General features: G+C 67.1%; 23 protein-coding genes. 17 read left to right on the forward strand and 6 right to left on the reverse strand.

The features are described 5' to 3' along the window. Positions 1 to 40: 40 nt before the first annotated feature. The 3 genes from CLG96_RS11960 to CLG96_RS11970 are packed head-to-tail and all read left to right on the forward strand — an operon-like array spanning position 41 to position 4,337. Positions 41 to 1,624 (forward strand): peptide MFS transporter, encoded by a 1,584-nt coding sequence (locus CLG96_RS11960; RefSeq protein ID WP_107968701.1) that lies wholly within the window; start codon positions 41 to 43, stop codon positions 1,622 to 1,624. Between the two features lie 23 nt (positions 1,625 to 1,647). Continuing rightward, a complete protein-coding gene (locus CLG96_RS11965; protein ID WP_107968220.1) occupies positions 1,648 to 3,051 on the forward strand; it encodes an amidohydrolase in 1,404 nt (467 codons plus the stop codon). After that, positions 3,048 to 4,337, forward strand: a complete 1,290-nt coding sequence (locus CLG96_RS11970; protein ID WP_107968221.1) for an amidohydrolase family protein — start codon at positions 3,048 to 3,050, stop codon at positions 4,335 to 4,337. The genes CLG96_RS11965 and CLG96_RS11970 overlap by 4 nt, the downstream gene beginning before the upstream one ends. A gap of 163 nt (positions 4,338 to 4,500) precedes the next feature. On the opposite strand, the gene CLG96_RS11975 is transcribed toward CLG96_RS11970, so the two are convergent. Further along, a complete protein-coding gene (locus CLG96_RS11975; protein ID WP_107968222.1) occupies positions 4,501 to 6,987 on the reverse strand; it encodes a PhoX family protein in 2,487 nt (828 codons plus the stop codon). Between the two features lie 208 nt (positions 6,988 to 7,195). Between CLG96_RS11975 and CLG96_RS11980 the strand changes: the two genes are divergently transcribed. From CLG96_RS11980 to CLG96_RS12030, 11 genes are all read left to right on the forward strand, one after another. Next, entirely contained in the window at positions 7,196 to 7,762 is a 567-nt protein-coding gene (locus tag CLG96_RS11980) for a hypothetical protein (protein ID WP_107968223.1), read from the forward strand. Continuing rightward, on the forward strand, positions 7,759 to 8,265 hold the full coding sequence (locus CLG96_RS11985; RefSeq protein WP_107968224.1) for a hypothetical protein: 507 nt from the start codon (positions 7,759 to 7,761) through the stop codon (positions 8,263 to 8,265). Before CLG96_RS11980 ends, CLG96_RS11985 begins: the two co-directional genes overlap by 4 nt. Continuing rightward, positions 8,262 to 8,717, forward strand: coding sequence for a hypothetical protein (locus CLG96_RS11990; RefSeq protein ID WP_133175396.1), 456 nt, complete (start codon positions 8,262 to 8,264; stop codon positions 8,715 to 8,717). Before CLG96_RS11985 ends, CLG96_RS11990 begins: the two co-directional genes overlap by 4 nt. Positions 8,718 to 8,827: 110 nt before the next feature. After that, on the forward strand, positions 8,828 to 10,165 hold the full coding sequence (gene glmM / locus CLG96_RS11995) for a phosphoglucosamine mutase (RefSeq protein WP_107968703.1): 1,338 nt from the start codon (positions 8,828 to 8,830) through the stop codon (positions 10,163 to 10,165). After that, the gene (gene thiD, locus CLG96_RS12000) at positions 10,162 to 10,956 is read left to right on the forward strand and encodes a bifunctional hydroxymethylpyrimidine kinase/phosphomethylpyrimidine kinase (RefSeq protein WP_107968705.1); all 795 of its coding nucleotides are present in this window, start codon (positions 10,162 to 10,164) and stop codon (positions 10,954 to 10,956) included. Before glmM ends, thiD begins: the two co-directional genes overlap by 4 nt. 10 nt (positions 10,957 to 10,966) lie before the next feature. Further along, entirely contained in the window at positions 10,967 to 11,332 is a 366-nt protein-coding gene (locus CLG96_RS12005; RefSeq protein WP_107968707.1) for a winged helix-turn-helix domain-containing protein, read from the forward strand. Between the two features lie 28 nt (positions 11,333 to 11,360). Beyond that, a complete protein-coding gene (gene modA, locus CLG96_RS12010; RefSeq protein WP_107968226.1) occupies positions 11,361 to 12,155 on the forward strand; it encodes a molybdate ABC transporter substrate-binding protein in 795 nt (264 codons plus the stop codon). Positions 12,156 to 12,161: 6 nt separating this feature from the next. Next, a complete protein-coding gene (modB, locus tag CLG96_RS12015) occupies positions 12,162 to 12,866 on the forward strand; it encodes a molybdate ABC transporter permease subunit (protein WP_107968227.1) in 705 nt (234 codons plus the stop codon). After that, complete coding sequence (locus CLG96_RS12020; protein ID WP_107968228.1) at positions 12,856 to 13,482, forward strand: molybdenum ABC transporter ATP-binding protein; 627 nt, start codon at positions 12,856 to 12,858, stop codon at positions 13,480 to 13,482. The genes modB and CLG96_RS12020 overlap by 11 nt, the downstream gene beginning before the upstream one ends. 206 nt (positions 13,483 to 13,688) lie before the next feature. Beyond that, complete coding sequence (locus CLG96_RS12025) at positions 13,689 to 15,284, forward strand: PAS domain-containing sensor histidine kinase (RefSeq protein WP_107968229.1); 1,596 nt, start codon at positions 13,689 to 13,691, stop codon at positions 15,282 to 15,284. Positions 15,285 to 15,365: 81 nt separating this feature from the next. Beyond that, positions 15,366 to 15,791, forward strand: coding sequence for an anthrone oxygenase family protein (locus tag CLG96_RS12030; RefSeq protein ID WP_107968230.1), 426 nt, complete (start codon positions 15,366 to 15,368; stop codon positions 15,789 to 15,791). Positions 15,792 to 15,819: 28 nt separating this feature from the next. Here CLG96_RS12030 and trpD read toward each other — a convergent pair whose 3' ends face one another. The 5 genes from trpD to CLG96_RS12055 are packed head-to-tail and all read right to left on the reverse strand — an operon-like array spanning position 15,820 to position 21,872. Further along, positions 15,820 to 16,815 carry an anthranilate phosphoribosyltransferase gene (gene trpD, locus CLG96_RS12035; RefSeq protein WP_107968231.1) on the reverse strand — a complete coding sequence of 332 codons (996 nt, stop codon included), beginning with the start codon at positions 16,813 to 16,815 and terminating at the stop codon, positions 15,820 to 15,822. Continuing rightward, positions 16,812 to 17,423 (reverse strand): anthranilate synthase component II, encoded by a 612-nt coding sequence (locus tag CLG96_RS12040; RefSeq protein WP_107968232.1) that lies wholly within the window; start codon positions 17,421 to 17,423, stop codon positions 16,812 to 16,814. The genes trpD and CLG96_RS12040 overlap by 4 nt, the downstream gene beginning before the upstream one ends. Further along, positions 17,420 to 18,403, reverse strand: a complete 984-nt coding sequence (locus CLG96_RS12045; protein ID WP_107968233.1) for an AEC family transporter — start codon at positions 18,401 to 18,403, stop codon at positions 17,420 to 17,422. Before CLG96_RS12045 ends, CLG96_RS12040 begins: the two co-directional genes overlap by 4 nt. A gap of 9 nt (positions 18,404 to 18,412) precedes the next feature. Beyond that, a complete protein-coding gene (trpE, locus tag CLG96_RS12050) occupies positions 18,413 to 19,924 on the reverse strand; it encodes an anthranilate synthase component I (protein WP_107968234.1) in 1,512 nt (503 codons plus the stop codon). A gap of 13 nt (positions 19,925 to 19,937) precedes the next feature. Beyond that, entirely contained in the window at positions 19,938 to 21,872 is a 1,935-nt protein-coding gene (locus CLG96_RS12055) for a peptidylprolyl isomerase (protein ID WP_107968235.1), read from the reverse strand. A 146-nt stretch (positions 21,873 to 22,018) separates the two neighbouring features. On the opposite strand from CLG96_RS12055, the gene tpiA reads away from it, so the two are divergent. The 3 genes from tpiA to CLG96_RS12070 all read left to right on the forward strand — a co-directional run bounded on the left by tpiA (position 22,019) and on the right by CLG96_RS12070 (position 25,029). Further along, complete coding sequence (gene tpiA / locus CLG96_RS12060; RefSeq protein WP_107968236.1) at positions 22,019 to 22,771, forward strand: triose-phosphate isomerase; 753 nt, start codon at positions 22,019 to 22,021, stop codon at positions 22,769 to 22,771. 120 nt (positions 22,772 to 22,891) lie between these two features. Continuing rightward, the gene (secG, locus tag CLG96_RS12065) at positions 22,892 to 23,227 is read left to right on the forward strand and encodes a preprotein translocase subunit SecG (protein ID WP_107968237.1); all 336 of its coding nucleotides are present in this window, start codon (positions 22,892 to 22,894) and stop codon (positions 23,225 to 23,227) included. 167 nt (positions 23,228 to 23,394) lie between these two features. Beyond that, positions 23,395 to 25,029 (forward strand): CTP synthase, encoded by a 1,635-nt coding sequence (locus CLG96_RS12070; RefSeq protein ID WP_107968238.1) that lies wholly within the window; start codon positions 23,395 to 23,397, stop codon positions 25,027 to 25,029. Positions 25,030 to 25,128: the final 99 nt, after the last annotated feature.

Here is a 25,128-nt window from a genome sequence, read left to right on the forward strand (position 1 = left end):
TGCCCGGCAACATCCAATTCTGCGCGGAGCAATGCGCCTGATGGCAACCACTACCCATGATTTCACCGTGAAGGGCAAGACCTTTCTCGGCCACCCGCGCGGCCTGCTCGTGCTGTTCTTCACCGAAATGTGGGAGCGATTTTCCTATTACGGAATGCGCGCCTTGCTGGTGCTGTACCTCATCGACCATTTCGGTTTCACCGACACCCGAGCCTATATGATCTACGGCGCCTATACGGCGCTGGCCTATATCACGCCGGTGATCGGCGGGAATCTGGCGGACCGCTGGCTGGGCGCGCGCAAGGCCGTGCTCTATGGCGCGATATTGTTGACTCTGGGCCATTTCCTGCTGGGCTTTGAAGGCGAACGCGGACAGGCGGGCATCTATCTCTCGATTTTCTATCTCGGACTGGGCTTCATCGTCGTCGGTGTCGGCTTCCTGAAGGCGAATATCTCGACGATCGTGGGATCGCTTTATCCGCGCAACGATCCACGGCGCGATCCCGCATTCACCATCTTTTACATGGGCATCAACGTAGGCGGCGCGCTGGGCCCGCTCATCGCGGGCTTTCTCGGTCAGCGCTACGGCTGGTCCTACGGCTTTGGCGCTGCGGGCGTGGGCATGCTGCTCGGCCTGCTGGTCTTCATCTGGGGCAAGCCCGCTCTGCTCGGCCGTGGCGAGCCGCCGGTACCGGAGAGGCTGAAGGAGAAGCTGTTCGGCCTCAATCGCGAATGGATCATCTATCTCGGCGGCATCGCGGCAGTCGTCATCTGCTGGCAGCTCGTGCAATATCAGGAACTGGTGGGCTGGCTGCTCGGCCTGTCGGGGGCGTTGCTGGTTTGCTACATCCTCTATAGTTCGACGACGAAGCTGGCGCCGGTGGACCGCGATCGTATCTTCGCGGCGCTGTTCCTGATCGTTCTCTCGGTACTGTTCTGGGCCTTGTTCGAACAGGCGGGTTCGTCGCTCAACGTCTATACCGACCGGCAGGTGGATCGGACGATCTTCGGCGTCGAAATTCCGGCTTCCATGTTCCAATCAATCAACTCGATCTACATCGTGCTGCTGGCGCCGCTCTTCGCCTGGCTCTGGACGGTGCTCGGCCGGCACAATCTGGAGCCTTCGACGCCGGCCAAGTTCGGCCTGGCCATGATCCAGCTCGGTGCGGGTTTCCTTGTGCTCGTCGCGGGCGCGATGGCGTCGGAAGGCGAGCTGACGCCGGTGATCTTCATCTTCCTGATCTATCTGCTGCACACGATGGGTGAGATTTGCCTCTCGCCCGTCGGTCTTTCCGCCATGACCAAGATGGCGCTGCCGCAGATGGTGGGTCTGATCATGGGCACCTGGTTCTTCGCCACGTCCGCGGGCAATTTCACCGCGGGATTGATCGCCCAGGCCACGGGCGCCGGCGAGAATGTGGGGCCAGAGGGGGTGACCAGCGTCTATTCGACCGTCGGCTGGATCGCGGTGGCGACGGGCGTCGCCGTGATCCTGATCTCGCCCCTGTTCAAGAGGCTGATGCATCTCGACACGTTGGGCAAGGACGATCCGCTGCTCGCGGGGCAGGAGCAGATTGGCGAGCCGCAGGCACCCGGCATGCATACGGAGCGCGAAACCCGATAAGCCCATTCTTCAGGGGGGAACCGATGTTGCGTAAACTATTGGGGGGCGCGGCCTTGCTCGCGCTGGCGGCGTGCGGCCAGGCGGAAAAGCCCAAATCGGCATCCTCCGCCCCGCCGCCCAAGGGGCCGCTCTTCGCGATGGATCCTTATCCATCGACCTATCATTCCTATCCGGGCGTGCCGACGCTGGTGACGAACGTTACCATCTATGATGGCGAGGGCGGGCGGATCGACAATGGATCGATCCTGTTCGCGGACGGCAAGGTGGTGTCGCTCGGCGCGTCGGTGGAGGCGCCGGCGGGCGCCATGGTGATCGACGGGCGCGGCAAATGGGTCACGCCCGGCGTGATCGACGTGCACAGCCATCTGGGCGACTATCCCAGCCCCCAGGTGCAGGCGCTGTCCGACGGCAATGAGATGACGAGCCCCGTCACCCCGCAGGTCTGGGCCGAACATAGCGTCTGGCCGCAGGATCCGGGCTTCAGCCGCGCGCTCGTCAATGGCGGCGTCACCACGCTGCAGATCCTGCCCGGCTCGGCCAATCTGTTCGGCGGCCGTTCGGTCACGCTCAAAAATGTCTATGCGCGCACGATGCAGGGGATGAAGTTCCCCGGCGCGCCCTATGGCCTCAAAATGGCGTGCGGCGAAAATCCCAAGCGCGTCTATGGCAGCAAGAACCAGCCGCCCGGCACGCGCATGGGCAATGTCGCCACCGATCGCGCGACCTGGCTCAAGGCCAAGGACTATATGGCCAAATGGGACAAATATGCCGAGAAGGGCGGTGAGCCGCCCGCGCGCGATATTCAGATGGACACGCTGATGGGCGTACTGAAGGGCGAGATACTCGTCCACAATCACTGCTATCGCGCGGACGAGATGGCCATCGTCATGGATATGGCCAAGGAGTTCGGATATAAGGTCACGGCCTTTCACCATGCGGTGGAAAGCTACAAGATCGCCGATCTTCTGAAGGCGAACGGCGTCTGTTCCGCCGTCTGGGCGGACTGGTGGGGCTTCAAGATGGAGTCCTATGACGCGGTGAACGAAAATCTCCCGCTGCTCCACAAGGCGGGCGCCTGCGCGATGATCCATTCGGACGACGCCAACGGCATTCAGCGGCTCAACCAGGAAGTGGCCAAGACGCTGGCGGACGGCCGGCGGATCGGCATCAACGTGTCCGACGAGGAAGCCTGGACCTGGCTCGCGATCGGCCCCGCCAAGGCGCTGGGCATCGCCGACAAGACGGGCAGCCTGAAGCCCGGCAAGATGGCCGATATCGTGCTGTGGAACGGCAATCCGCTGAGCGTCTACACGCGGCCCGAGAAAGTGTGGGTGGACGGTGCGCTCCTCTATGACGCCAATGATCCGAAGCGGAGGCCCGTATCCGATTTCGAGCTGGGCCAGCCGGGCGAGGGAGATGTGAAATGAAGCGCCTCCTTCTCTGTGCGGCCGCGCTGATCGCGTCTCCGCTTTCGGCCGAGACGATCGCGATCACCGGCGGCAGGATCGCCATCGGCGACGGATCGCAACCGATCGACAATGGCACGGTGCTGATCCGCGACGGGCGCATCGTGGCGGCCGGCAGCGGCGTCGCGGTGCCGGCGGGTGCGCGGCGGATCGATGCGGCGGGCAAATGGGTCTCGCCGGGGCTGGTCGCGGGCTTCACGCGGATCGGCATCGTCGAGGTGGACGGCGTGTCCCAGACCGACGATTCGGAGGCGGACGGATCGCCCTTTTCCGCTGCGATCGACGTGGCGCCCGCGGTGAATCCCAAGGCGGGCCCGATCGCGGTCAATCGCGCCGAGGGCGTGACCCGCGCGGTGGTCGCACCCGCGCCGGGCAAGTCGATCTTTGCCGGCCAGGGCGCGATCATCGATCTGGGTGCGGATGCCGATGCGGTGATGCGGCCGCGCGCCTTCCAGTTCATGGAATTTGGCGAGGCCGGCGCGCTCTCCAGCGGCGGCAGCCGGGCCGCGGCGCATGTCGCCTTCCGCAACGCGCTCATGGAAGCGCAGGCGATGGCGCGTGGGGCAAGCGACGATGGCTTCGAGCGGCAACTGACGCGGCTCGATGCGCAGGCGCTGGTGCCGATCGTGAACGGGACGGTGCCGCTCCTCATCCATGTCGAGCGCGCGAGCGATATCCTGCGCACGCTGGAGCTTGCCCGCGAGTTCCCGAAGCTCAAGCTGGTATTGGTCGGCGCGAGCGAGGGCTGGACGGTGGCGCCGCAGATCGCGGCGGCGAAGGTGCCCGTGATTGCCTCCGCGCTCGCCGATCTTCCGGCGTCTTTCGAGTCGCTGGCGGCGACCCAGTCGAATATCGGCCGGCTGAAGGCGGCGGGCGTCAATGTCTCGATCGGCATGATCAATGATGATGAGGCGCGGCAGGCGCGGCTGATCAAGCAATATGCGGGCAATCTCGTCGGGCTGACGCGCGTTCCGGGTGCGTCGGGGCTCGATTGGGGCGCGGCGCTGGCGACGATCACGTCGAAGCCGGCCGAAGCGGTGGGACTGGGCAGCGAGATCGGCTCGCTCAAGCCCGGCCTGCGCGCCGATATCGTCGTCTGGGACGGTGATCCGCTCGAGCTGTCGTCCGCGCCGACGCTGGTGATGATCGACGGCGTCGAACAGCCGCTCGAAAACCGCCAGACCAAGCTGCGCGACCGTTTCCGTCAGGCGCCCGAGGGCGCGCTGCCCAAGGCTTATGAGTGGTAGGATAGGGCGCTTCCGCCTGCATTATCCGGCGCTCAGGCTGAGCGCGGTGGTTCAATGCAGGCCCGTCTTCCTGCCTTCGTCGGAATGGCGATGGTCATGACCTGAAGGCAAAAAAGAAGGCCCGCCGGGGCGGGCCTTCCAGTCTTGTGGGGGTCGGGGATTATCAGAGGCCGACGACGCCGCCATCATCCTTGGTGATGATGATCGTCGCCGAGCGCGGGCGGGACACCGCGCTGGAACTGGTCTGGCTCGCCGGCCAGTTGCTGGAGAAGCTGGTGGGGAAGTTGGTCCCCACATCCTCGCCGGGATGCTGGATGTTGACGAAGAGGGTGCGGCCGTCCGGCGTCGAATCGATGCCGGTGATCTCGCATTCCTTCGGCCCCACCAGGAAGCGGCGCAGGTTCGATCCCGGCGCCTTGCCGGCGAAGGTCTGCTGGCTGCTGGTGCTGCCGTCCGCGCCGGTATTGGTGATGGTCTTCACGCCGCCGTCACCGACCACGCCCGGCATTGCGGCGAGCATCATGCAGTTGGTGACGTCGGTATAGGCGCCGTCGTCCGTCTGGATCCACATCAGCGGATTGACGAGGCCGCCCGGATTGGTCGGGCGCGAGAACCACAGGCCATCGGGGCTGGAGAAGTCGTTGCTGGCGTCGAGCCCGGAGATGTTGATGTTGGTCGCATCCAGATCTGCGCCCGCACCGAAGGTATAGATGTCCCACTGGAACGTGGTCGCCTCGCTGCTGTCGCCGGTCTCGCGCAGGCGGAGGATATGGCCGTTGGGGTTGCCACGCTGCGCCGTCGTGTCCTTCGGGTCGTTATAGTGGCGCGGATTGGCGGCGTCCGTGCCGTTGAGCGGACGAACGCTGGCATTGTTGTTGGTGAGCGTGAGATACATCTCACCCGTCTTGGGATTGACCGTGGTCCATTCCGGACGGTCCATCTTGGTCGCGCCGACCGCGTCGGCGGCGAGCCGGGCATTGATCAGCACGTCGGCCTGATCCGCGAAGGGATAGGCGGCGTTGGACGGGGTCAGCGAACCCTGGCCGAAGACGAGCGGCAGCCATACGCCCTGGCCGGTCGCGTCGAAGCGCGCGACATAGAGCGTGCCCGCATCGAGATATTTATCGCCCATCGCGAGGCGGTTGGTATTGTTGGCATCGGCCGCGACCCAGGGCGTGTTCGAGACGAACTTGTAGAGATATTCGCCGCGCGCATCGTCGCCCATGTAGAAAGCGGGCTTGCGGCCCTCGACCATCTTCGACGGCCAGCAGCCTTCATGGTTCATGCGGCCAAGCGCGGTGCGCTTGCGCGGCGTCGAGGTGGGATCATAGGGATCGACCTCGACCACCCAGCCATATTGGTTGATTTCGTTGCGGAAATCGCCCGTGCCATCGGCCGGCGCCAGCGGGTCCACCGACACGTTCCAGCGCGCAAAGCCGCTATTGGTCGGATCGGCCGGCGAGACCGTGCTCCAGCCATAATTGCCCGACGCGCCCTGGCTCGATCCATAGCGGTTGAGCGAGATTACGGACTTGGCGGTGGCGCCGCCGCGCGCCGCATTATCTGTCCCGCCGCGCCGGAAATAGCCGACCCAATTCTCCTCGCAGGTGAGATAGCTGCCCCAGGGCATGGTGCCGTTGGCGCAATTGTTGATCGTGCCGCGGCCTTGCGTGCCATCGGGCGAGAAGCGGGTGCGAAGCTGGGTACTGCCGCGCACCGGGCCGTTGAAGACCATGGGCGTGAGCGGCGTGATGCGGCGATTGAGCGCGGAACCTTGGACATAGCTCCAGCCGGTAGCACCACGCGCGATCTCGATGACGCTCATCCCATGCGCCTCGATTTCCTTGATCGCCTCGGCTTCCGGGCGGGACTGGCCGGTGCCCGTACCGGTGGGGCCGTTCGGATGGAGATAGCGCTGCGTGATATTCTCATGATTGATCGCGAGCAGGCCGCGCGTGCTGCTGAGGTCGTCGCGGGCATTGCCGGTCGCGGCAAGGCCGAAATAGGTCATGCCGTCATGATGGTCGCCCGCGCGCTGCGCGAAATTGCCGTCGGTGCCGTTATTGGCATAGGCAGGCGTCGCGGCGGTGATCGGATCGCCCAGGCGATAAAGCACGGTCACGCTATAACCGGCGGGCACCGTCACGATATCGTTCAGATTCTTCGGGACGGCGGTGAAGTCGAGCTTGCCGGGGGCGACGGTGACGGTGCTGTCGGCCGTCGTGGTGTTGCCGCCATTGTCCTGCGCGGCGAAGTGGAAGACGAAGTCGGTCGAACTGGCGACGCTGGGTGCGATGAAGGTAGCGGTGTCGCCGCTATTGCTGAGGAAGGTGACGGAAGGACCGGAAACCTGCGTCCAGGCGGAGCTGGTGATGCTGCCCTTGGCATCGGTCGCGCTGCCCTTCAGCGTGACGAGCTTGCCCGAGCTCGTGGAGCGCGCGCCGCCCGAATCGACGATGGGGGCCTCATCCTTGTCCTCGCCGCAGGCCGAAAGGAACAGCGCGGCGGCGGTCGCGGTCATGCCGCCGAACAAGGTCTGGCGACGCGAATAGCGCTTCTCGACGATGCTTTCGAGCGTCGGATTGTTCGAGCGGTTGGTATCCACATTCCCGTCGGAATATCCGCCGGGAATCATCTCGGAATCGGCCATGTTGTCTATCCCCCCGATTGGCTAGTGAGAGCTTGCACTTTCTTGAACGGGGCGGAGCGTTATTGTGGGGCCTTGACTCTTTTGTGACTCGGCGGATCAAATTAAATCTGTCTTAATCCTGTAACCGAATGGCGCAAATGGCACGCCGGACGAAATACGGACGAGCGGCGTGATTCCAAGCCCAGCCAGCGAAGCCCGATCGAGGGGGATGAATTTGGAGGATCGGCAGCCCGGCCCGAGCCTGTTCGACCATGTCGCGCGGGCGCTGCGCGGGTGGCTGGCCAGGCGCGGCCAGACGAAGCGGAGCCCGCCGGTCGCGATCGGCGCCTTGCTGAACGCTGGTACCCGGCATGTGCTCTGGCCCTCGGCCCTTCTTGCGACGATCCCCATCGCGACCTTCCTCGGCGCGCATATGCTGGCGGCGGCGAATGATGCGGCGCGGCTGGAGGTCGAGCGGCGTGCGGCAGTCAAGATCGCGGCGGTGGCGGCGGCGCGGGAGGGCGCCCGTGCGCGCGCAATGCTCGCCCCGCTAATGGCGCGGCCGACTGTCGCCGAGACGATCGAGCGGCTGGCGCAGGCGCTGCCCGCCGATGCGCGGATCAACGCGCTCTCCCGGGATGGCAAGGGCGCGATCGGTGCCGAGATCGATTGCGCCGATCCCGATGCGCTGCGTCTGGCCCTACAGGGTGATCCGCTGCTCGGCACCTTTCGCATGATCGGGCAGACGGATGCGGACGATGGAGTGCGCGTTACGCTTAAGGCGGATGCGTCATGAAGGCGGCGCTGCTCCGCAGGGCGCGCCCGCTGCTGCCGCTGCTGCTTGTGGCGGGCGGATGGGCGGCATTCGTCCAGCTCACTCGCCCCGCGCTCGATATGCTCGATGCGGCGCGTGCGCGGCGCGAAGCGGTCGAGCGGATCGCTACGCGGCCGGCTTTGCCGCCCGTCCGGCTCGCCGCGCCGGGCCAATATCTCTCCGTTCCGGATCAGGCGGCGGCGGATCGGGCGTTGCGGGAAAGGTTGCGCGAGGCTGCGACGCGCGCGGGTGTGCTGATCGAGCGGTTGGAGGAGCGCCGGGGGCCGGATGGCGGATCGGCCATGGCGCGTGCACATATCCTATTGTCCGGGCCCGAGGCGGCGATGCTCCGCTTCATCACGGCCGTCGAGGGCGGGCGCCCCGCGATCCGCTTCGGCGAATGGCGGATGGAGCGTGCGCGCGAGGCGGCGCCGGCAATCCGTTTCGAGGGGCAGGCGATCGCGATATGGCAGGCGGCCGAATGATCCCGCGCCTTCCGGCCCGGTACATGGCGCTTGTCGGAGCGGCGCTGGCGGCGGTCGCGGGCCCGGCCTGGCTGCTGGCGGAGGGCGATCGGCCTCCCGCCGCCGCGTCCGCGTCCGTCCCGCCGCCGATCGCGATCCGGGCGGCGATGCCGTTCGAGGCGGCGTCCGGCCGCGCGCTCTTCGCGCCTCGCGCCGTCCCATCGGATTCCGGTTCGGAGCTTGGTGACGATATCCCCTCCGGCGATGTGGAGGGCGTGCCGGAAGTGGCGGGGATCGTCGGCCGGCTGCCGAACGATGCGGTCGTGCTGGTCCGCACCCCGTCAGGCGGCACGCAGATCCTTCGCGTGGGGGAAAGTTTCCAGGGCTGGCGGCTGGAGGCGCTCGCGGCGGATGCGGCGCTGTTCGTGCGGGGTGCCGAGCGGGCGCGGGTGAACCTGCCTTCCGCGTCCTGACACTATAGCGCAAAGCGCTACATTTCGTGATGCTCCCGGCGTCGCTTCGGGCTATTCCGGCCGCAATGGCAATGCTGCCTGTTCAGCATGATGGAACCGGCTCGAGGACGATGGCACGCAAATATTTCGGCACGGACGGCATTCGTGGACGGACCAACCAGACGCCGATGACGGCGGAGATAGCGATGCGCGTGGGCCAGGCGGCCGGCGCGCATTTCCTGCGCGGGCGGCATCGCCACCGCGTCGTGATCGGCAAGGATACGCGGCTTTCGGGCTATATGATGGAATCGGCGCTGGTGGCGGGCTTTACCAGCGTCGGCATGGATGTGGTGCTGGTGGGGCCGATGCCGACGCCGGCGGTGGCGATGCTGGCGCGATCGATGCGCGCGGATCTGGGCGTGATGATCTCCGCGAGCCACAATCCCTTCGCGGACAATGGCATCAAGCTGTTCGGGCCGGACGGATATAAGCTGTCCGACGCGGACGAGGCGGAGATTGAGGCGGCGCTGGAGGCGACGCCGAGCCTCGCCCCTTCCGCCGAGATCGGCCGCGCGCGGCGCGTGGACGATGCGCAGGGACGCTATATCCATGCGGTGAAATCGAGCTTCCCCGAGCATCTGCGGCTCGATGGGCTGCGCATCGTCGTCGATTGCGCGAACGGCGCGGCGTACAAGGTGGCGCCCGAGGCCTTGTGGGAGCTGGGCGGCGAGGTGATCGCGCTCGGCGTGTCGCCCAACGGCATCAACATCAATGAGCGCTGCGGATCGACCGATCCGGCGGCGTTGTGCGCCAAGGTGGTGGAGACGCGTGCCGATATCGGCATTGCGCTCGATGGCGATGCGGACCGGCTGATCGTCGTCGACGACAAGGGGCAGGTGGTGGATGGCGACCAGCTCATGGCGCTGATCGGTGCCTCCTGGGGCCGTCGCGCGATGCTCAAGGGCGGCGGGATCGTCGCCACCGTCATGTCCAATCTGGGGCTGGAGCGATTCCTCGGCGGCCAGGGACTGCAACTGATCCGCACCGCCGTCGGCGATCGCTATGTCGTCGAGGCGATGCGTGCCGGCGGCTATAATGTCGGCGGCGAGCAATCGGGCCATATCATCCTGACCGATCATGCCACCACGGGCGACGGGCTGATCGCGGCATTGCAGGTGCTGGCCGAGCTGGTTGAGAGTGGCCGGCCGGCGAGCGAGCTGCTGCACCAGTTCGATCCGCTGCCGCAGCTGCTGAAGAATGTCCGCTTCGCGGGCGGGCAGCCGCTGGAGGATGAGAAAGTGAAGGCTGCGATCGCGGATGCGGAGGCGAAGCTCAACGGCACGGGCCGGCTGGTGATCCGCAAGTCTGGCACCGAGCCCTTGATCCGCGTGATGGCGGAAGGCGAGGATGAGCAGCTGGTGGGCGCGGTCGTCGACGAGATATGCGCGGCGGTGAAGCGCGCGGCATGATCCCCCGTGTGCTGATCGTCGCCGGATCGGATAGTGGCGGCGGGGCAGGGATCCAGGCGGATATCAAGACCGTCACCATGTTCGGCGGCCATGCGATGACTGCGATCACCGCTGTCACCGCGCAGAATTCGCTGGGCGTCTCCGCTATGCTGCCCGTGCCGACGGATATGGTGCTGGCGCAGATCGACGCGGTGGCTGGCGACATCGGCGTGGATGCGGTCAAGATCGGGATGATCGGATCGGCGGAGACCGCGGACGCGCTGGCGACGCGGCTCGCGCGGCTGGGCGATGTGCCGATCGTCTTCGATCCGGTGATGGTCGCGACGAGCGGTGCGCGGCTGGCGGACGCGGCGACGGTGGCGGCCTTTGCGCGGCTGATGACGATAGCGACGGTGACGACGCCCAACCTGCCCGAGCTGGAAATATTGTCCGGTCGGACGATCCGCACCGTTGCCGAGGTCGAGGCAGCGGCAGCAATGCTGGCGGCGCAGCATAAGCGTGCACTGCTCGCCAAGGGCGGGCATCTGCCGGGCGACAGGCTGGTGGACATGCTTATGACTGCCGAAGGCGTGACGCGCTGGGAAGGCGAGCGGATCGAGACGCGCCACAGCCATGGCACCGGCTGCACCTTGGCGAGCGGGATCGCGACCGGGCTGGGGGCAGGGCTGCCAATCGAAAAGGCGGTCGGCATCGCGCGGGATTATGTGCGTGCGGCGCTGATCGCTGCACCGGGCTTCGGCGCGGGCCATGGGCCGATGGGCCATGCGCTGGGCCGGGCGCATTTCGATTGAGGCGCCGATCATGGCCGATCCCTTCTTCCTGAAGCTCAAGGCGCAGCTCTTCTTGGGCAGCGAGATCGCTATAGGCCCGGGCAAGGCGGCGTTGCTCGAGGCGATCGCGGAACATGGCTCCATCTCCGCCGCCGGCCGCGTGCTGGGGATGAGCTACCGGCGCACCTGGCTGCTCGTCGATGTGATGAACCGCTGCTGGGCCGAGCCGCTGGTCGAGGCGGCGGCGGGCGGCAGCAAGGGCGGCGGCGCGGCGCTGACCGAGACGGGGCGCCGGGTGCTCGAATCCTATCGCGCGATCGAGCAGCGCATTGCGGCGGCGGCGGAATGTCCGGAGCTCGACGCGCTGAAGGCGATGCTGCTGCCCATCCCACGCTGAGGCTGGCGTCGTCGTCGCATCGCTGTATATGACGGTGCATAGCGATACAGGGAGAACCATCTTGCACCGCCTTCTGGCCCATCTGCTGATCCTGCTCGCGGTGCTGGGCATCGGCCTGCCCGTACAGGCGAAGCCGCCGCTCGTGCTGGCGGCGGCGAGCCTTCAGGAATCGCTCAACGCGGCGGCGGATGCCTGGGCGGCACGCAGGCATGAGCGGCCGATATTGTCTTTCGCCGCGTCCTCGGCGTTGGCGCGGCAGATCGAGGCGGGGGCGCCGGCGGATATGTTCATCTCGGCGGACGAGCCCTGGATGGACGCGGTTGCGGCCAAGGGGTTGATCCGGCCGGAAACGCGCATCTCCTTCCTCGCCAACCGGCTGGTGCTGGTGGCGCCGGCGGGAAGCCGACAGGCGATCGCGATCCGCAAGGGCTTCCCGCTCGCCCGCGCGCTCGGCACGGGGCGGTTGGCGATGGCCGATCCCGATGCGGTGCCGGCGGGCAAATATGGCAAGGCGGCGCTGACGGCGCTCGGCGTCTGGCCTTCGGTGCAAGGCAAGGTGGCGCAGGCCGAGAATGTACGCGCGGCGCTGGCGCTGGTGGAGCGGGGCGAGGCACCGTTCGGGATCGTCTATGCGACCGATGCCAAGGCATCGAAGGCGGTGCGGATCGTCGGCGTCTTCCCGCCAGACAGCCATCCGCCGATCACCTATCCGGTGGCGCTGCTCAAGACGGTGACGAGCGCGGAGGCCGAGGGATTCCGCCGTTTCCTGATCTCGCGCGCCGGCAAGGCGGTTTTCGCGCGCTATGGCTTCACCGCGCGCTGAGCCCCGATGCTGCTCTCGCCCGAGGAATGGGAAATCGTGCGGCTGTCGCTCAAGGTGAGCGGCGTCGCGGTGCTCGCGGTGCTGCCGATCGCCTTCGCGCTCGCCTGGGCGCTGGCGCGTGGGCGCTTTCCGGGCAAATTTCTGCTCGACGGGCTGGTGCATCTGCCGCTGGTGCTGCCGCCGGTGGTGACGGGCTGGCTGCTCCTCATCCTGTTCGGCCGGACGGGGCCGGCGGGGGCGTGGCTGGAACGCTGGCTCGGATTCACATTCATGTTCCGCTGGACGGGGGCGGCGCTCGCGGCGGCGGTGATGGCGCTGCCGATGATGGTGCGCGCGATCCGCCTGTCGATCGAGGCGGTCGACCGCCGGCTGGAGGGCGCCGCGCGGACATTGGGGGCAGGGCGGTGGCATAGCTTCGCGACGATCACGCTGCCGCTTTCCGTCCCGGGGATCGTTGCCGGGCTGGTGCTGGGCTTCGCCCGGTCGATCGGGGAATTTGGGGCGACGATCACCTTCGTCTCCAACATTCCCGGCGAGACGCGGACGCTCCCCATCGCCATCTATTCCGCGCTGCAGGTGCCGGGATCGGAAGGGGCGGTGACGCGGCTCGCCATCATATCGGTGCTGCTGTCGCTGGCGGCGCTGATCCTGTCCGAAGCGCTGGCGCGGCGGGGGGCGGCAAGGGGATTTGGGGGCGGCCATGTCCTTTGACGTTTCGGTCGGGCTGCGGCTGGGCGAGGCGCGGCTGGGTGCATCCTTCCGCAGCAAAAGCGGGCTGACCGCGCTGTTCGGCCCGTCGGGCGCGGGCAAGACGAGCCTGCTCAACATGGTGGCCGGCCTGCTCCGCCCGGAATGGGGGCGCATCATCGTCGATGGCGAGACCTTGTTCGACGCGGACGAGGGCATCGACCTGCCGCCCGAGCGGCGGCGGGCGGGTTATGTCTTTCAGGACGGGCGGCTTTTCCCGCATATGCGGGTGCGCACCAACCTGCTCTACGGTCAGCGGCTGGCGCCCCGGGGCCGGCGGCTGATGGGGCTGGAGGAGGTGACGGACTTTCTCGGCATCGGCACGCTTCTCGACCGCTGGCCGCGCACCCTGTCGGGCGGCGAGGCGCAGCGCGTCGCGATCGGCCGCGCGCTGCTCTCCAGCCCCCGCTTCCTGCTAATGGACGAGCCGCTCGCCTCGCTCGATGTGGCGCGGCGCGAGGAGATAATGGGCGTAATCGAGCGGGTGCGCGACGAGCTTGCCTTGCCCATCCTCTATGTCAGCCACGACCGCGCCGAGGTCGAGCGGCTGGCGACGACCATTGTTGCGGTGGAGCGGTAGGGCGGGTAAGGGGCGGGAGCGCGCAAGTTGCCTGCCGCATGGCTGATCGGGCCCGAATAGTGTGAGCCCCGCGTTTATTCGCTTGAATTCAATAGCTGGACGGCGACCAGGATAGTCGGGCAGGGAATGGCGACAGCTCCTTGATCGGGGCGGGCATGTTGAAGCCATTGCGCTTCTTCCCATAAACTTGGACAGGAAAGCCGCTGATGACCGATCCTGCACCGCACAGCCGGCCTGGCCTGGAGCTATTGAGCGGAGATCAGCGCTTTCAGCTGCTCATCAATGCGGTCAAGGATTATGCCATCTATCTGCTGGACCCGGCGGGTCATGTATGTAGCTGGAACACCGGCGCGCAGCATTTCAAGGGCTATTCCGCCAAGGAGATTCTTGGCCAGCACTTCTCGCGATTCTACACGGAAGAGGATCGTGCAGCCGGCTTGCCCGAGCGTGCGCTGCAGATCGCGGCGCGCGAAGGCAGGTTCGAGGCCGAAGGCTGGCGCGTGCGCAAGGATGGCAGCCGCTTCTGGACCTCCGTCGTCATCGATCCCGTGATTACGGAAAATGGCGAGCTGATCGGTTTCGCCAAGGTCACGCGCGACATCACCGAGCGCCGCAAGGCCCAGCAGGAAATAGACAAGGCCCGCGAGGCGCTGGCGCAGGCGCAGAAGATGGAGGCGGTCGGCCGTCTCACCGGCGGCGTGGCACATGATTTCAACAATCTGCTGACCGTCATCCGCTCATCGGTCGATCTGCTGCGCATGCCCGGTCTCAGTGACGAGAAGCGCGCGCGATATATTGACGCAATCGCCGAAACCGCCGACCGCGCCACCTTGCTGACGACGCAATTGCTGGCGTTCACGCGTCGGCAGCCGCTGCGCCCCGAATTGTTCGACGTCGCCGCGCGCATCAGAGGCCTGGAACATATCATTTCGACCACTATCGGCTCCACGATCAAGATGGAGGTTGACGTGGCCGACGATATCGGATGGGTCGAGGCAGATCCCACTCAGTTCGACACGGCCATATTGAACATGGTGATCAACGCCCGCGACGCCATGCCCGGCGGGGGAGAGCTTAAGATCAGGGCGCGCAATGCCGATGGCGTGCCGGATGTCCGCTCGCATGCGCCTGCCAAGGGCGCCTTCCTTGCCGTTTCGGTCGAGGATGATGGGATAGGCATGGATGCCGAGACGCTGAAGCGTATCTTCGAGCCCTTCTTCACCACAAAGGAGATCAATAAGGGCACGGGCCTCGGCCTCAGCCAGGTCTATGGCTTCGCCAAGCAATCGGGCGGCGAGATCGACGCCGCCAGTCACCTCGGCAAAGGCACGACCTTCACCCTTTATCTTCCGCGCAGCTCGAAACAGGGGGCGGCATCGTCATCGGCTGAAAGCCAGTCGCCCATCGCCGAACCGGGGCAGCCCGCCAGCGCCTCCATCCTTCTGGTCGAAGATAATGGAATGGTGGGCCAGTTCGCATTCGGATTGCTGACGGAGCTCGGCCAGTCGGTAACCTGGGCTACGTCGGCGCAAGACGCGCTGGAGATACTCGATGCGCGGCGCCAGGAGTTCAACCTCGTCTTTTCGGATGTCGTGATGCCCGGCCTTAACGGGATCGATCTGGGGCTGGAGATTCGCCGCCGCTGGCCCGACCTGCCCGTGGTGCTTACCAGCGGCTACAGCCATGTGATCGCCAGGGAAGGCAGCCATGGGTTCGAGCTTCTGCAGAAGCCTTATTCGCTGGAAGGATTGCTCGCCGTCCTTCTCGGCCGGCTTTCGGAAAAGCGTGATCGGACGGCCTGATCGGCGGTCGCGTCGTGTCGGGGGATTTTGATGTCGGCGCCGGAACATCAGAAAGGCGGTCGGGCTGATGGGAGCGAGCGAATGTTCGGGCTGCTGGCGCTGATAGTCGCGGCGCTCTTCACGGGTGCCGCCATCTACATAAATGTGGCGGAGCAGCCCGCTCGGCTGCACCTCGATGACGAGGCTCTGCTTGCAGAATGGAAGCCGGCCTATAAGCGCGGCTTCGCGATGCAGGCGCCGCTGGCGATGATCGCCGCCCTGCTCGGCGTCCTTGCCTGGTGGGAGAGCGCGCGGCCGCTCTGGCTGGCGGGCGCGCTGATCATTCTCGCCAACTGGCCCTATACGATGCTCGCGATCATGCCGACCAACCGGAAGCTGGAGGCCATAGCGCCCCAGCAGGCTTCGGCGGAGACGCGGCGTCTCATTCGTCGCTGGGGACTGCTCCATGGCGGACGGAGCCTGCTCGGCCTTGTGGCGGTCGTCCTCTTCCTTGTCGCGGCCTTGTAGGCGCCTTCAGACGGCGACAATAAGTCACTTAAAATCTGATCCAGCAGTCGAGCAGCGCCTTGGCGAGGCCCTTGTCGATCGTCTCGGCAGCTTCCTCCGCGCCGTCCTGCAAGTCGCGGGCAGGGCCGGCGACCACGAGCGCCGCGGCAGCGTTCAGCAGGACGGCGTCGCGATAGGCGCCGTGCTCGCCTAGCAGCAGCCGGTGGAGCGCCGCCGCATTATAGGCCGCGTCGCCGCCCCTGATCGCGTCCAGCCCGTGGCGGGCGAGACCGGCATCCTCGGGCGTGATCCGTTCCGGGCCATCCCCGCAAGCGCCGATGCGGACGGCGCGGCTGGGGCCGGCGATCGAAAGCTCGTCGAGGCTCTCCTCGCCCGCGACGACCATCGCCGATTCGCTGCCGAGCAGGCGCATCGCGTCCGCCACCGTGCCGATATAGTCCACCCGCGCGACACCGATGAGCTGGCGCGTGACGTGGGCGGGATTGGCGAGCGGACCCAGCAGGTTGAAGATCGTCCGCCGGCCGATCGCGCGGCGGATGGGCGCCAGCCGCCCGAGCGCCGGATGATGTTTCTGCGCGAAGAGGAAGGCGATGCCGAACTCGTTCAGGCTCTCCTCCGCGCGGGCCGAGGCGCGGTCGAGATCGAGGCCGAGCGCCTCCAGCGTATCGGCGGCGCCCGCCTTGCTCGATGCGGCGCGATTGCCATGCTTGGCGACGGGAACGCCGGCGGCCGCGACGACGATCGCCACCGCCGTCGAGATGTTCAGGCTGTGCGCGCCGTCCCCGCCCGTGCCGCACACGTCGATCGCTCCGGCCGGCGCCCTCACCGGGATCATGCGGTGGCGCAGCACGCGCGCGGCGGCGGCGATCTCCACGCTCGTCTCGTCGCGCACCGTCATCGCCGTCAGAAAGGCGGCGATCGCCTCGTCGGGCACCTTGCCGTCAAGAATATCCTCGAACGCGGCCTCGGCCGTCTGATGATCGAGCGGCGTCGTCGGATCGGGGAGGAGCGCGATCTCCGTCACGCCTGTTCCTTCAGGCGGGCGATCGCCTTCACCTCTATCCCTGCCACCGTCATGAAATTGGCGAGCATGGCATGACCATGTTCGGTAGCGATGCTTTCCGGGTGGAACTGCACGCCATGGATCGGCAGCGTGGCGTGGCGGAAGCCCATCACCGTGCCGTCGGGCGCGCGGGCGTTGACGATCAGATCGGCGGGCAGCCCTTCCTCCGGCACGATCAGCGAATGGTATCGCGTCGCGGTGAAGGGCGAGGGGATGCCGACGAAGATGCCCGTTCCGTCATGATATACGGGGCAGGTCTTGCCATGCATCAGCTCGGCCGCGCGCACGACCTTGCCACCGAAATGCTGGCCGATCGCCTGATGGCCGAGGCAGACGCCGAACAGCGGGCGCTTCTGCTCCGCGCAGGCCGCGACCAGATCGAGCGAGATTCCGGCCTCGTTGGGCGTGCAGGGGCCGGGCGAGATCAGGAAGGCGTCCGCCCCGCTCGACATGGCCTGGCCGACGCCGATCGCGTCGTTGCGGACGACCTCCACCTCGGCGCCCAGTTCCTGCAGATAATGAACCAGGTTCCAGGTGAAGCTGTCATAATTGTCGATGACGAGGATCATGGTCCCGCATGTATCGCGCGCGGCCCTTCCGGGAAAGGGCCGTTCGTGCCCGGCGCCATCATGGCGAGCAGCAGCGAGGCGGTGACGAGCGAGCAGATGGTCGAGATCAATATGGCGCGCGAGGTGACCGCCACGTCGTGGCGATAGAGCTGGGCGAGCATGAAGGGGCCGGTGCCCGTCGGCAGCGCCGCGAGCAGGATCGCGGCGCGGGCCCAGAGCGGCGGCACGGTGAAGACGAACAGGACAAGCAGCGCCGTCACCGCCGGCTGGATCAGCAGCTTGAGCGCGATCAGCAGGCCGACCCGGCCGGGTGCGGCCGGAGGACGGCTGCCTTCCGCCAGGAACAGCCCCAGCGTCACCAGCGCGCAGGGTGTCGCCGCCGCACCCAGCATATTGGTGAATTCATGCACCGGGCCAGGCAGCGGAACGCCCGTCATCGCCCAGGCGGTGCCGAGCACGGGCGCGACGAGCAGCGGATTGCGCGCCAGCGATGCCGCGACGCGCGCGATGGTGGCGCCGATCCCCCGGCCGCGATGCAGATCATATTCGACCAGCATGATCGAAAAGGCGAAGAGCAGGCAGACGGTGAGGATCGAGGCCAGCACCGCCGCCGGTAGCCCCACCGCGCCCATCGTCGCGACGCAGAGCGGAATGCCCATGAAGGCGGTGTTGGCATAGCTGGCCGAAAGCGCGTCGAGGCTGGTTTCGGCGAGCGGCCGATCGCGCCCGCCGAGCAGGACGGACAGCAGGAAGGTCGCGGCGATGCCACCGACAAAGGCGGCGATGAAGCCCGGCTGCCACAGCGCGCTCCAATGCGCTTCGGCCAGCACGCGGAAGATCAGCGCAGGCAGCGCCAGCCAGACGACGAAGCGATTGAGGCTGGCGACGGCGCCGTCCCCGAACAGGCCCTTTCGCCCCACCAGCCATCCCGCGAGGATCAGGCCGAAAACCGGGGCGACTATGCCGAGGACGAGCGCCATTCCGGGCCGCTACTGCCCGTAGCCCGCGTCCGCCGCCCGCTCGACCGCCTCGCGTGCGGCGGCGATCAGCGCGCCGGCTTTCGCCTCGCATTCGCGCTGCTCATAAGCGGGGTCGCTGTCCGCGACGATGCCGGCGCCGGCCTGGACGTGCATCATCCCGTCCTTCACCACCGCGGTGCGCAGCACGATGCAGCTATCCATCGATCCGTCCGGCGAGAAATAGCCGACGCCGCCGGCATAGGCGCCGCGCGTCTCCGGCTCCAGCTCGGCGATGACCTCGCAGGCGCGGACTTTGGGCGCGCCCGAGACGGTGCCCGCCGGAAAGCCGGCGAACAGCGCATCCAGCGCATCCTTCTTCGGATCGAGCCGGCCGACCACGTTCGAGACGAGATGCATGACGTGGCTGTAATATTCGACCGTGTAGCTGTCCGTCACCTCCACCGTTCCGGGGGCGGCGACGCGGCCGACATCGTTGCGGCCGAGATCGAGCAGCATCAGATGTTCGGCCCGTTCCTTGGGATCGGCGAGCAGGCTGTCGCGGTTGTGTGCATCCTCCGCCGTCGTCCGCCCGCGCGGTCGCGTGCCGGCGATTGGCCGGATCGTGACTTCCCCGTCGCGCGCGCGCACCAAAATCTCGGGGCTGGAGCCGATCAGCGAGAAGCCCGGCAGGTCGAGATAATAGAGGAAAGGCGAGGGGTTGATCCGCCGGAGCGCGCGATAGAGATCGAAGGGCGGCAGGGTGAAGGGGGCCGCGAAACGCTGCGCCAGCACGACCTGAAAGATATCGCCCGCCGCGATATAATCCTTCGCCGCCAGCACCATCTCGCGATAGCGGCCGGGCGGAAGCTGCGGCTGGGGATCGATGGGCGCAGGCGCCTCGGCCGGGCGGGCGGGCGCGGGAAGGGGTGCGGCGAGCCGCGCGGCGGCGGTCTCGATCCGCTCCAGCGCGCGCGCGACGGCGGCGTCCGCTTCCATCCTGCCATCGGGCCAGACGGGCGCCACCAGGAACAGCGCATCCGCCAGCCGGTCGAAGATCAGGATCAGCGTCGGCCGGACGAACAGCATGTCCGGCAATTCGAGCGGATTGGGCGCGGGGCGCGGCAGCTTCTCGACCAGGCCGACCGTCTCATAGGCGAAATAGCCGACGAGGCAGGCGAGCGCGGAGGGCAGCCCCTCCGGCACGTCCATCCGGCAGGACTGGACCAGCGCGCGCATTGCGGAAAGCGCGTCCTGCCCGGCATCGACGAAGGCGTCGCGATCGACCAGCCAGTCGCGGTTGATCTCGGCCCGGCGCCCCTCGGCGCGGAACATCAGGTCGGGGGCGAGGCCGAGCAGCGTGTAGCGGCCGCGCGTCGCGCCACCTTCCACCGACTCGAGCAGGAAATCGCCCCGGCCCGGCTCGATCAGCTTGAGCGCGGCGGCGACCGGCGTGTCCGTGTCGGTGATCTGGCGCCGCCAGACGAGCGAGGGCTTGCCGTCGCGAAGCGTGGCCGCGGCGCGGGCGTCCTGATCCGGGTTCACCGTCCTCTGCCCGTCACTGGCCGCTGGCGAGCTGGCTGCGCAGCTTGGCGATGGCCGCCTCGTTGCGCTTCACGCCCAGCTTCGCCCGCGCCGCATTGGCGAACTGGCCGACATATTCCTCCGCCACCGACTGCGAGAATTCGCGCCGCGTCATCTCGATCAGCTGGGGCATCTTGCTCGCATCGCCTTGCACGACGCCCGCGAGCCGGACGATGTAGAAGCCCTGATCGCCGGGCACGGGGATGAGCTCGGTTTTGCCCGGCGTCATGCTGAACATGCGCGCGAGCGGCGGCGGCACCTGCTGGCCGCTCCGCGCGATATCGATCTGGCGGCCGCCGGCAGGCTGGGGCGCAGGCAGCTTCGGATCGGCTTCCTTGATCGCCTTGGCCAGCGGCATGCCCGCATTGGCCTTGGCGACGATCGCCTGGGCGACCGCGCGGGCGCGATCGAAGGCGCGCTTGGCGAGGAGATCGCGTGCCACCGCGTCGCGCGCCTTGGCGAGCGGAATGGGGGCCGCCGGCAGCACCTGGCTCAGGTCGAGCAGCGCATAACGCTGGTCCGCGCCCACCGTCTCGACGGTGGGATCGTCGTCCGGGTTGCCCTCGAACGCGGTCCTGAGCAGCGGCTGAAGCTCGGCGGGGGGCTGCCATGCCGGCATGTCCGGCGCAATGCCATTGGCGAGGACGGGCGGCGTGGTGACGATGGTCAGCTTCTGCTGCTGCACCACCTCGTCGAAGGTCGCGCCATTGCCGATCGCATCCTCGATGCGGGTGACGAGCGCGGACAGCGCGTCATCGGCCTTCTTCTTCGCCAGCCGGGCGGCAATCTCGCCGCGCACGGCGGAAAGCGGGCGGGCCGGGCTCGCCTTGATCGCATCGACATGGATGATGTGCCAGCCGAGCTCGGTCTTGACCGGATTGGTCGTGCCACCCGACGGCGCCGCATAGGCGGCCGCCGCGACCTCGGGCGAAGCTGTGCGCGAAAGTTCCTGGCGGGTGGGCGATCCGAGCGCGATGTCGCTTGGCCCGAAGCCGGCGGCCTGGGCGGCCGTGGCGAAGGGCGTGCCCGCCTTCACCTTTGCGGCGAAAGCCTTGGCGGCAGCCTCGTCGGGCAGGATCACCTGCGACAGGCTGCGCGTCTCGCTCGCCGCATAGAGGGCGGCATCCTGCTTGTAGGCGGCGGCGATCTCCACCTCGCTCGGCGGGGTGGTGCCCGCGACCTTGTCGCGGCCGAACAGCGCGTAGCGGATCACGCGGCGCTCGGGCAGGGTGTAGCGCTGAATGTTGCGATTATACCAGGCGCTGATCTCGGCCGGGGCAGGGGCGGGGCCGCCTGCCATGAGCTGCGCTGGCACCAGCCCGACCTCGCCATTGCGCGTCTCGAGCAACAGCGAGGCATAAGGGGTGACGAGCCCGTTGGGCGCGCGCACCGCGCTTGCGACCGGGATCAGCACCTGCCGGCGCACGATATCGGAGGCGACGTCCTTGCGCAGTTGCGCCTCGGTGGTCCGTTGCTGCGCCAGGATCGCGTTCATCACCTGCGGATCGAACTGGCCGGTCGGGCCGGAAAAGGCGGGGATGCTGGCGATCTCGCCATCCACTACCCGGTCGCTGGCGCCGATGCCCTGCTTGCGCGCCCATATTTCCAGCGCGCGGCCCATGATCGACTGGTCGACGATGCGCTCATAGGCGCCCGACGCGATATAGCGCGCCATGGTCAGGTCCGGCTGCTGCTGGCGCGCCTGCTGCACTTCCAGCTGGGCGCGGCTGGAGATCTCGGCCGAATGGATCGGCTCGCGGCCGATGCGCGCGATTTCCTCGCCCGTGGGCGTGTTGCCGGATAATGCGCCGGGAGTGTTCACCCCGGTAATGATGAAGGCGACCATGATAAGGCCGAGCAGGCCGAGCACCAGCCAGGAGGATAGCGCGCGGCGGAAGAAGGAAATCATGGGGTGGCCCGTCGAGCAGTGAAAAGGAAAGTGTCGGGGCTGCCATAGAAGGGTGGCCACCCCGCATCAAGCCGCGCTGCGGTTGGCGAAGGGGGCGGGCCTTGCTAGACCCGGCGTAAATCCAAGATGGGCGGAGGGAATGTGCGATGGCATTGCGCAAGCTGGTGGCCGGCAACTGGAAGATGAATGGATCGCTCGCGGCGCTGGCCGAGCTGGACGCGATCGCGGTGGCCGCCGGAGCGCATGCCGGGATCGACGTGCTGGTCTGCCCGCCCTTCACGCTCATTCCGGCGGCGGTGGCACGCGCGCCCGACCTCATCTTCGGCGGGCAGGATTGCCACCATGCCGCCAGGGGCGCGCATACCGGCTGCGTCGCTGCGGGCATGCTGAAGGAGATCGGCGCCGCTTACGTCATTGTTGGCCATAGCGAGCGCCGCGCGGATCAGCATGAGACGGACGCCGACGTGCAGGCCAAGGCGCGCGCGGCGATCGCGGCGGGGCTCATCGCCATCGTCTGCGTCGGCGAGACGGAGGCGCAGCGCGATGCGGGCCATGCCGGCATCGTCGTCAGCAACCATCTCGACGGCTCCGTCCCGCCCGAAGCGACGGAGGTTACGCTGGTCATCAGCTATGAGCCCATTTGGGCGATCGGCACGGGGCGCACCCCCTCGCTGGCGGACGTGGCGGAAATCCATGCGATCATCCGCGCCAAGCTGATCGACTTGCTCGGCCGGGCGGGGGAGAGGGTGCGCATCGTCTATGGCGGATCGGTGAAGCCCGAAAATGCCGCCGACATATTGTCCGTGGCGGATGTGGACGGCGTGCTGGTGGGCGGCGCCAGCCTGACGGCGGATCAGTTCGTGCCGATCGTCGAAGCGGCAGCTGCCGCGATCGGTTGAACCCGACCGCAGGATTGTATAGAGCCCCGCGCGAACCTGTTTTGGCGTCGCATCGGCATGGGCTGGTGCATGGACTCCGGCTCTGGCCGGGGTGACGGATAGTTTGAAAGACCGGCTGCAATGTTCACCTTCCTGCTCATCGTCCATGCCCTCGTCGCGGCCGGCCTCGTCGCGGTCATACTGATGCAGCGTTCGGAAGGGGGCGGGCTCGCCAGCAGCGGCAGCCCCTCGGGCTTGATGAGCGCGCGTGGCGCCGCCGATTTCCTGACGCGCGCCACCTCGGTCCTCGCCACCATCTTCGTGCTCTTGAGCATCCTGCTCGCCGGCCTCGCCGCCGTGGAGCGTTCGCCGCGCACGATCGACACCTCGCTCGCCCGCAAGCCCGCGCCGCAGGCGCCGGCTGCGCCCGCTATGCCGGCTCCGGCCGATAATGGCGCGGTGCCGCTGGCGCAGTAAGTCCGGCCCCGGCCGGAATCGCCTTTTTCGAGTGCTGAATGCGGGCGTTCCCGGCCTCGTCCGGGGGTGACGACCCGTTTCTGCGCGCCTTATCCCCATATTTTTGCAAAGGCCCCGGATTCGTGACCTTGCCCTTTCCTCCCTCTCGCGGTTAAGCCCATCCTCCCATGGCGCGGTTCATTTTCATCACCGGCGGCGTGGTCTCGTCGCTCGGCAAGGGGCTTATGGCGGCTTCGCTGGCGGCCCTCCTTCAAGCCCGCGGACATAAGGTCCGCATTCGCAAGTTCGATCCTTATCTGAACGTCGATCCGGGGACGATGAGCCCCTATCAGCATGGCGAAGTCTATGTGACGGACGACGGGGCGGAGACGGACCTCGATCTCGGCCATTATGAGCGGTTCACCGGCGTTTCCTCGCGCCAGTCGGACAATATCACCTCGGGCCGCATCTATCAGTCGATCATCGCCAAGGAACGGCGCGGCGACTATCTGGGTGCAACCGTGCAGGTGATCCCGCACGTCACCGACGCGATCAAGGAATTCGCGCGCGCGGACAGCGACGATGTCGATTTCGTGCTGTGCGAGATTGGCGGCACGGTGGGCGACATCGAATCGCTGCCCTTCATGGAGGCGATCCGCCAGCTTCGGAACGATCTCGGCCGCAACAACAGCGTCTTCGTCCATCTGACGCTGGTGCCCTATATCGCGGCGGCGGGCGAGCTGAAGACCAAGCCGACGCAGCATAGCGTGCGCGACCTCACCTCGCTCGGCATCCAGCCGGACGTGCTCGTCTGCCGCTGCGAACGGCCGTTGCCGGCGAGCGAGCGCGCCAAGATCGCGCTCTTCTGCAACGTGCCCGTCGATGCCGTGATCCCCGCGCTCGATGCCCGGACCATCTATGGCGTGCCGCTGAACTATCATGGCGAGGGTTTGGACGAGGCGGTGCTGCGTGCCTTCGGCCTGGAGCCGGGGCCGAAGCCCGATCTCGGCCGCTGGGAGACGATCGTCGACCGGCTGGAAAATCCGGAAGGCGAGGTGACGATCGGCGTGGTCGGCAAATATGTCGGCCTGCCCGATGCCTATAAGTCGCTTCAGGAAGCGCTGATCCATGGCGGAATCGCCAATCGGGTGAAGGTCAATATCCGCTGGCTCGATGCCGAGCTGTTCGAGAAGGACGAGGCGGAGCTGGTCGCGAACCTCGAGCCGCTTCATGCGATCCTCGTCCCCGGCGGCTTTGGCGAGCGCGGTTCCGAAGGCAAGATCGCGTCCGTGAAATTCGCGCGCGAGCGCAAGGTGCCCTATTTCGGCATCTGCCTCGGCATGCAGATGGCGTGCATCGAAGGCGCCCGCAATACGGCCGGGATTGCCGAAGCTTCCACCACCGAATTCGGCCCCACCAGCGAGCCGGTCGTCGGCCTCATCACCGAATGGATGACGGCCGAGGGACTGCAGAAGCGCGAGGAAGGCGGCGACCTGGGCGGCACGATGCGGCTCGGCGCCTATGATGCGGCGCTGTCCGGCAACAGTCATGTCGCCTCAATCTATGGCGGCACCGCAATCTCGGAACGGCATCGTCATCGCTATGAGGTGAATGCCCGCTATCGCGATGCGCTGGAAAAGGGCGGGCTCGTCTTTTCCGGCATGTCGCCGGATGGCACGCTACCCGAGATCGTCGAGCGGCCGGATCATCCCTGGTTCGTCGGCGTCCAGTTCCACCCGGAACTGAAGAGCAAGCCCTTCGATCCGCATCCGCTGTTCGCGAGCTTCGTCGAGGCGGCGGTGCGGCAGAGCCGGCTGGTCTGACGTCTCACCCCTTCTAACACCATCGCCCCGGCGAAGGCCGGGGACCCTGTCTCTATCCTCCAGCGAGGAGAGACATGGATCCCTGCCTGCCCAAGGATG

Source organism: Sphingomonas oleivorans (assembly GCF_003050615.1).
Lineage (GTDB): Bacteria > Pseudomonadota > Alphaproteobacteria > Sphingomonadales > Sphingomonadaceae > Sphingomonas_H > Sphingomonas_H oleivorans.

Bases quoted from the DNA above. Each gene is read 5' to 3' on its own strand.
- CLG96_RS11965 (WP_107968220.1), top strand. From the start codon at position 1,648: ATGTTGCGTAAACTATTGGGGGGCGCGGCCTTGCTCGCGCTGGCGGCG.
- CLG96_RS12070 (WP_107968238.1), top strand. From the start codon at position 23,395: ATGGCGCGGTTCATTTTCATCACCGGCGGCGTGGTCTCGTCGCTCGGC.
- CLG96_RS11975 (WP_107968222.1), bottom strand. From the start codon at position 6,987: ATGGCCGATTCCGAGATGATTCCCGGCGGATATTCCGACGGGAATGTG.
- tpiA (WP_107968236.1), top strand. From the start codon at position 22,019: ATGGCATTGCGCAAGCTGGTGGCCGGCAACTGGAAGATGAATGGATCG.
- CLG96_RS11980 (WP_107968223.1), top strand. From the start codon at position 7,196: ATGAATTTGGAGGATCGGCAGCCCGGCCCGAGCCTGTTCGACCATGTC.
- thiD (WP_107968705.1), top strand. From the start codon at position 10,162: ATGATCCCCCGTGTGCTGATCGTCGCCGGATCGGATAGTGGCGGCGGG.
- CLG96_RS11970 (WP_107968221.1), top strand. From the start codon at position 3,048: ATGAAGCGCCTCCTTCTCTGTGCGGCCGCGCTGATCGCGTCTCCGCTT.
- modA (WP_107968226.1), top strand. From the start codon at position 11,361: ATGACGGTGCATAGCGATACAGGGAGAACCATCTTGCACCGCCTTCTG.
- CLG96_RS12005 (WP_107968707.1), top strand. From the start codon at position 10,967: ATGGCCGATCCCTTCTTCCTGAAGCTCAAGGCGCAGCTCTTCTTGGGC.
- modB (WP_107968227.1), top strand. From the start codon at position 12,162: ATGCTGCTCTCGCCCGAGGAATGGGAAATCGTGCGGCTGTCGCTCAAG.
- CLG96_RS12055 (WP_107968235.1), bottom strand. From the start codon at position 21,872: ATGATTTCCTTCTTCCGCCGCGCGCTATCCTCCTGGCTGGTGCTCGGC.
- CLG96_RS11985 (WP_107968224.1), top strand. From the start codon at position 7,759: ATGAAGGCGGCGCTGCTCCGCAGGGCGCGCCCGCTGCTGCCGCTGCTG.
- secG (WP_107968237.1), top strand. From the start codon at position 22,892: ATGTTCACCTTCCTGCTCATCGTCCATGCCCTCGTCGCGGCCGGCCTC.
- glmM (WP_107968703.1), top strand. From the start codon at position 8,828: ATGGCACGCAAATATTTCGGCACGGACGGCATTCGTGGACGGACCAAC.
- CLG96_RS12045 (WP_107968233.1), bottom strand. From the start codon at position 18,403: ATGGCGCTCGTCCTCGGCATAGTCGCCCCGGTTTTCGGCCTGATCCTC.
- CLG96_RS12025 (WP_107968229.1), top strand. From the start codon at position 13,689: ATGACCGATCCTGCACCGCACAGCCGGCCTGGCCTGGAGCTATTGAGC.
- CLG96_RS11960 (WP_107968701.1), top strand. From the start codon at position 41: ATGGCAACCACTACCCATGATTTCACCGTGAAGGGCAAGACCTTTCTC.
- CLG96_RS12020 (WP_107968228.1), top strand. From the start codon at position 12,856: ATGTCCTTTGACGTTTCGGTCGGGCTGCGGCTGGGCGAGGCGCGGCTG.
- CLG96_RS12030 (WP_107968230.1), top strand. From the start codon at position 15,366: ATGTTCGGGCTGCTGGCGCTGATAGTCGCGGCGCTCTTCACGGGTGCC.
- CLG96_RS12040 (WP_107968232.1), bottom strand. From the start codon at position 17,423: ATGATCCTCGTCATCGACAATTATGACAGCTTCACCTGGAACCTGGTT.
- CLG96_RS11990 (WP_133175396.1), top strand. From the start codon at position 8,262: ATGATCCCGCGCCTTCCGGCCCGGTACATGGCGCTTGTCGGAGCGGCG.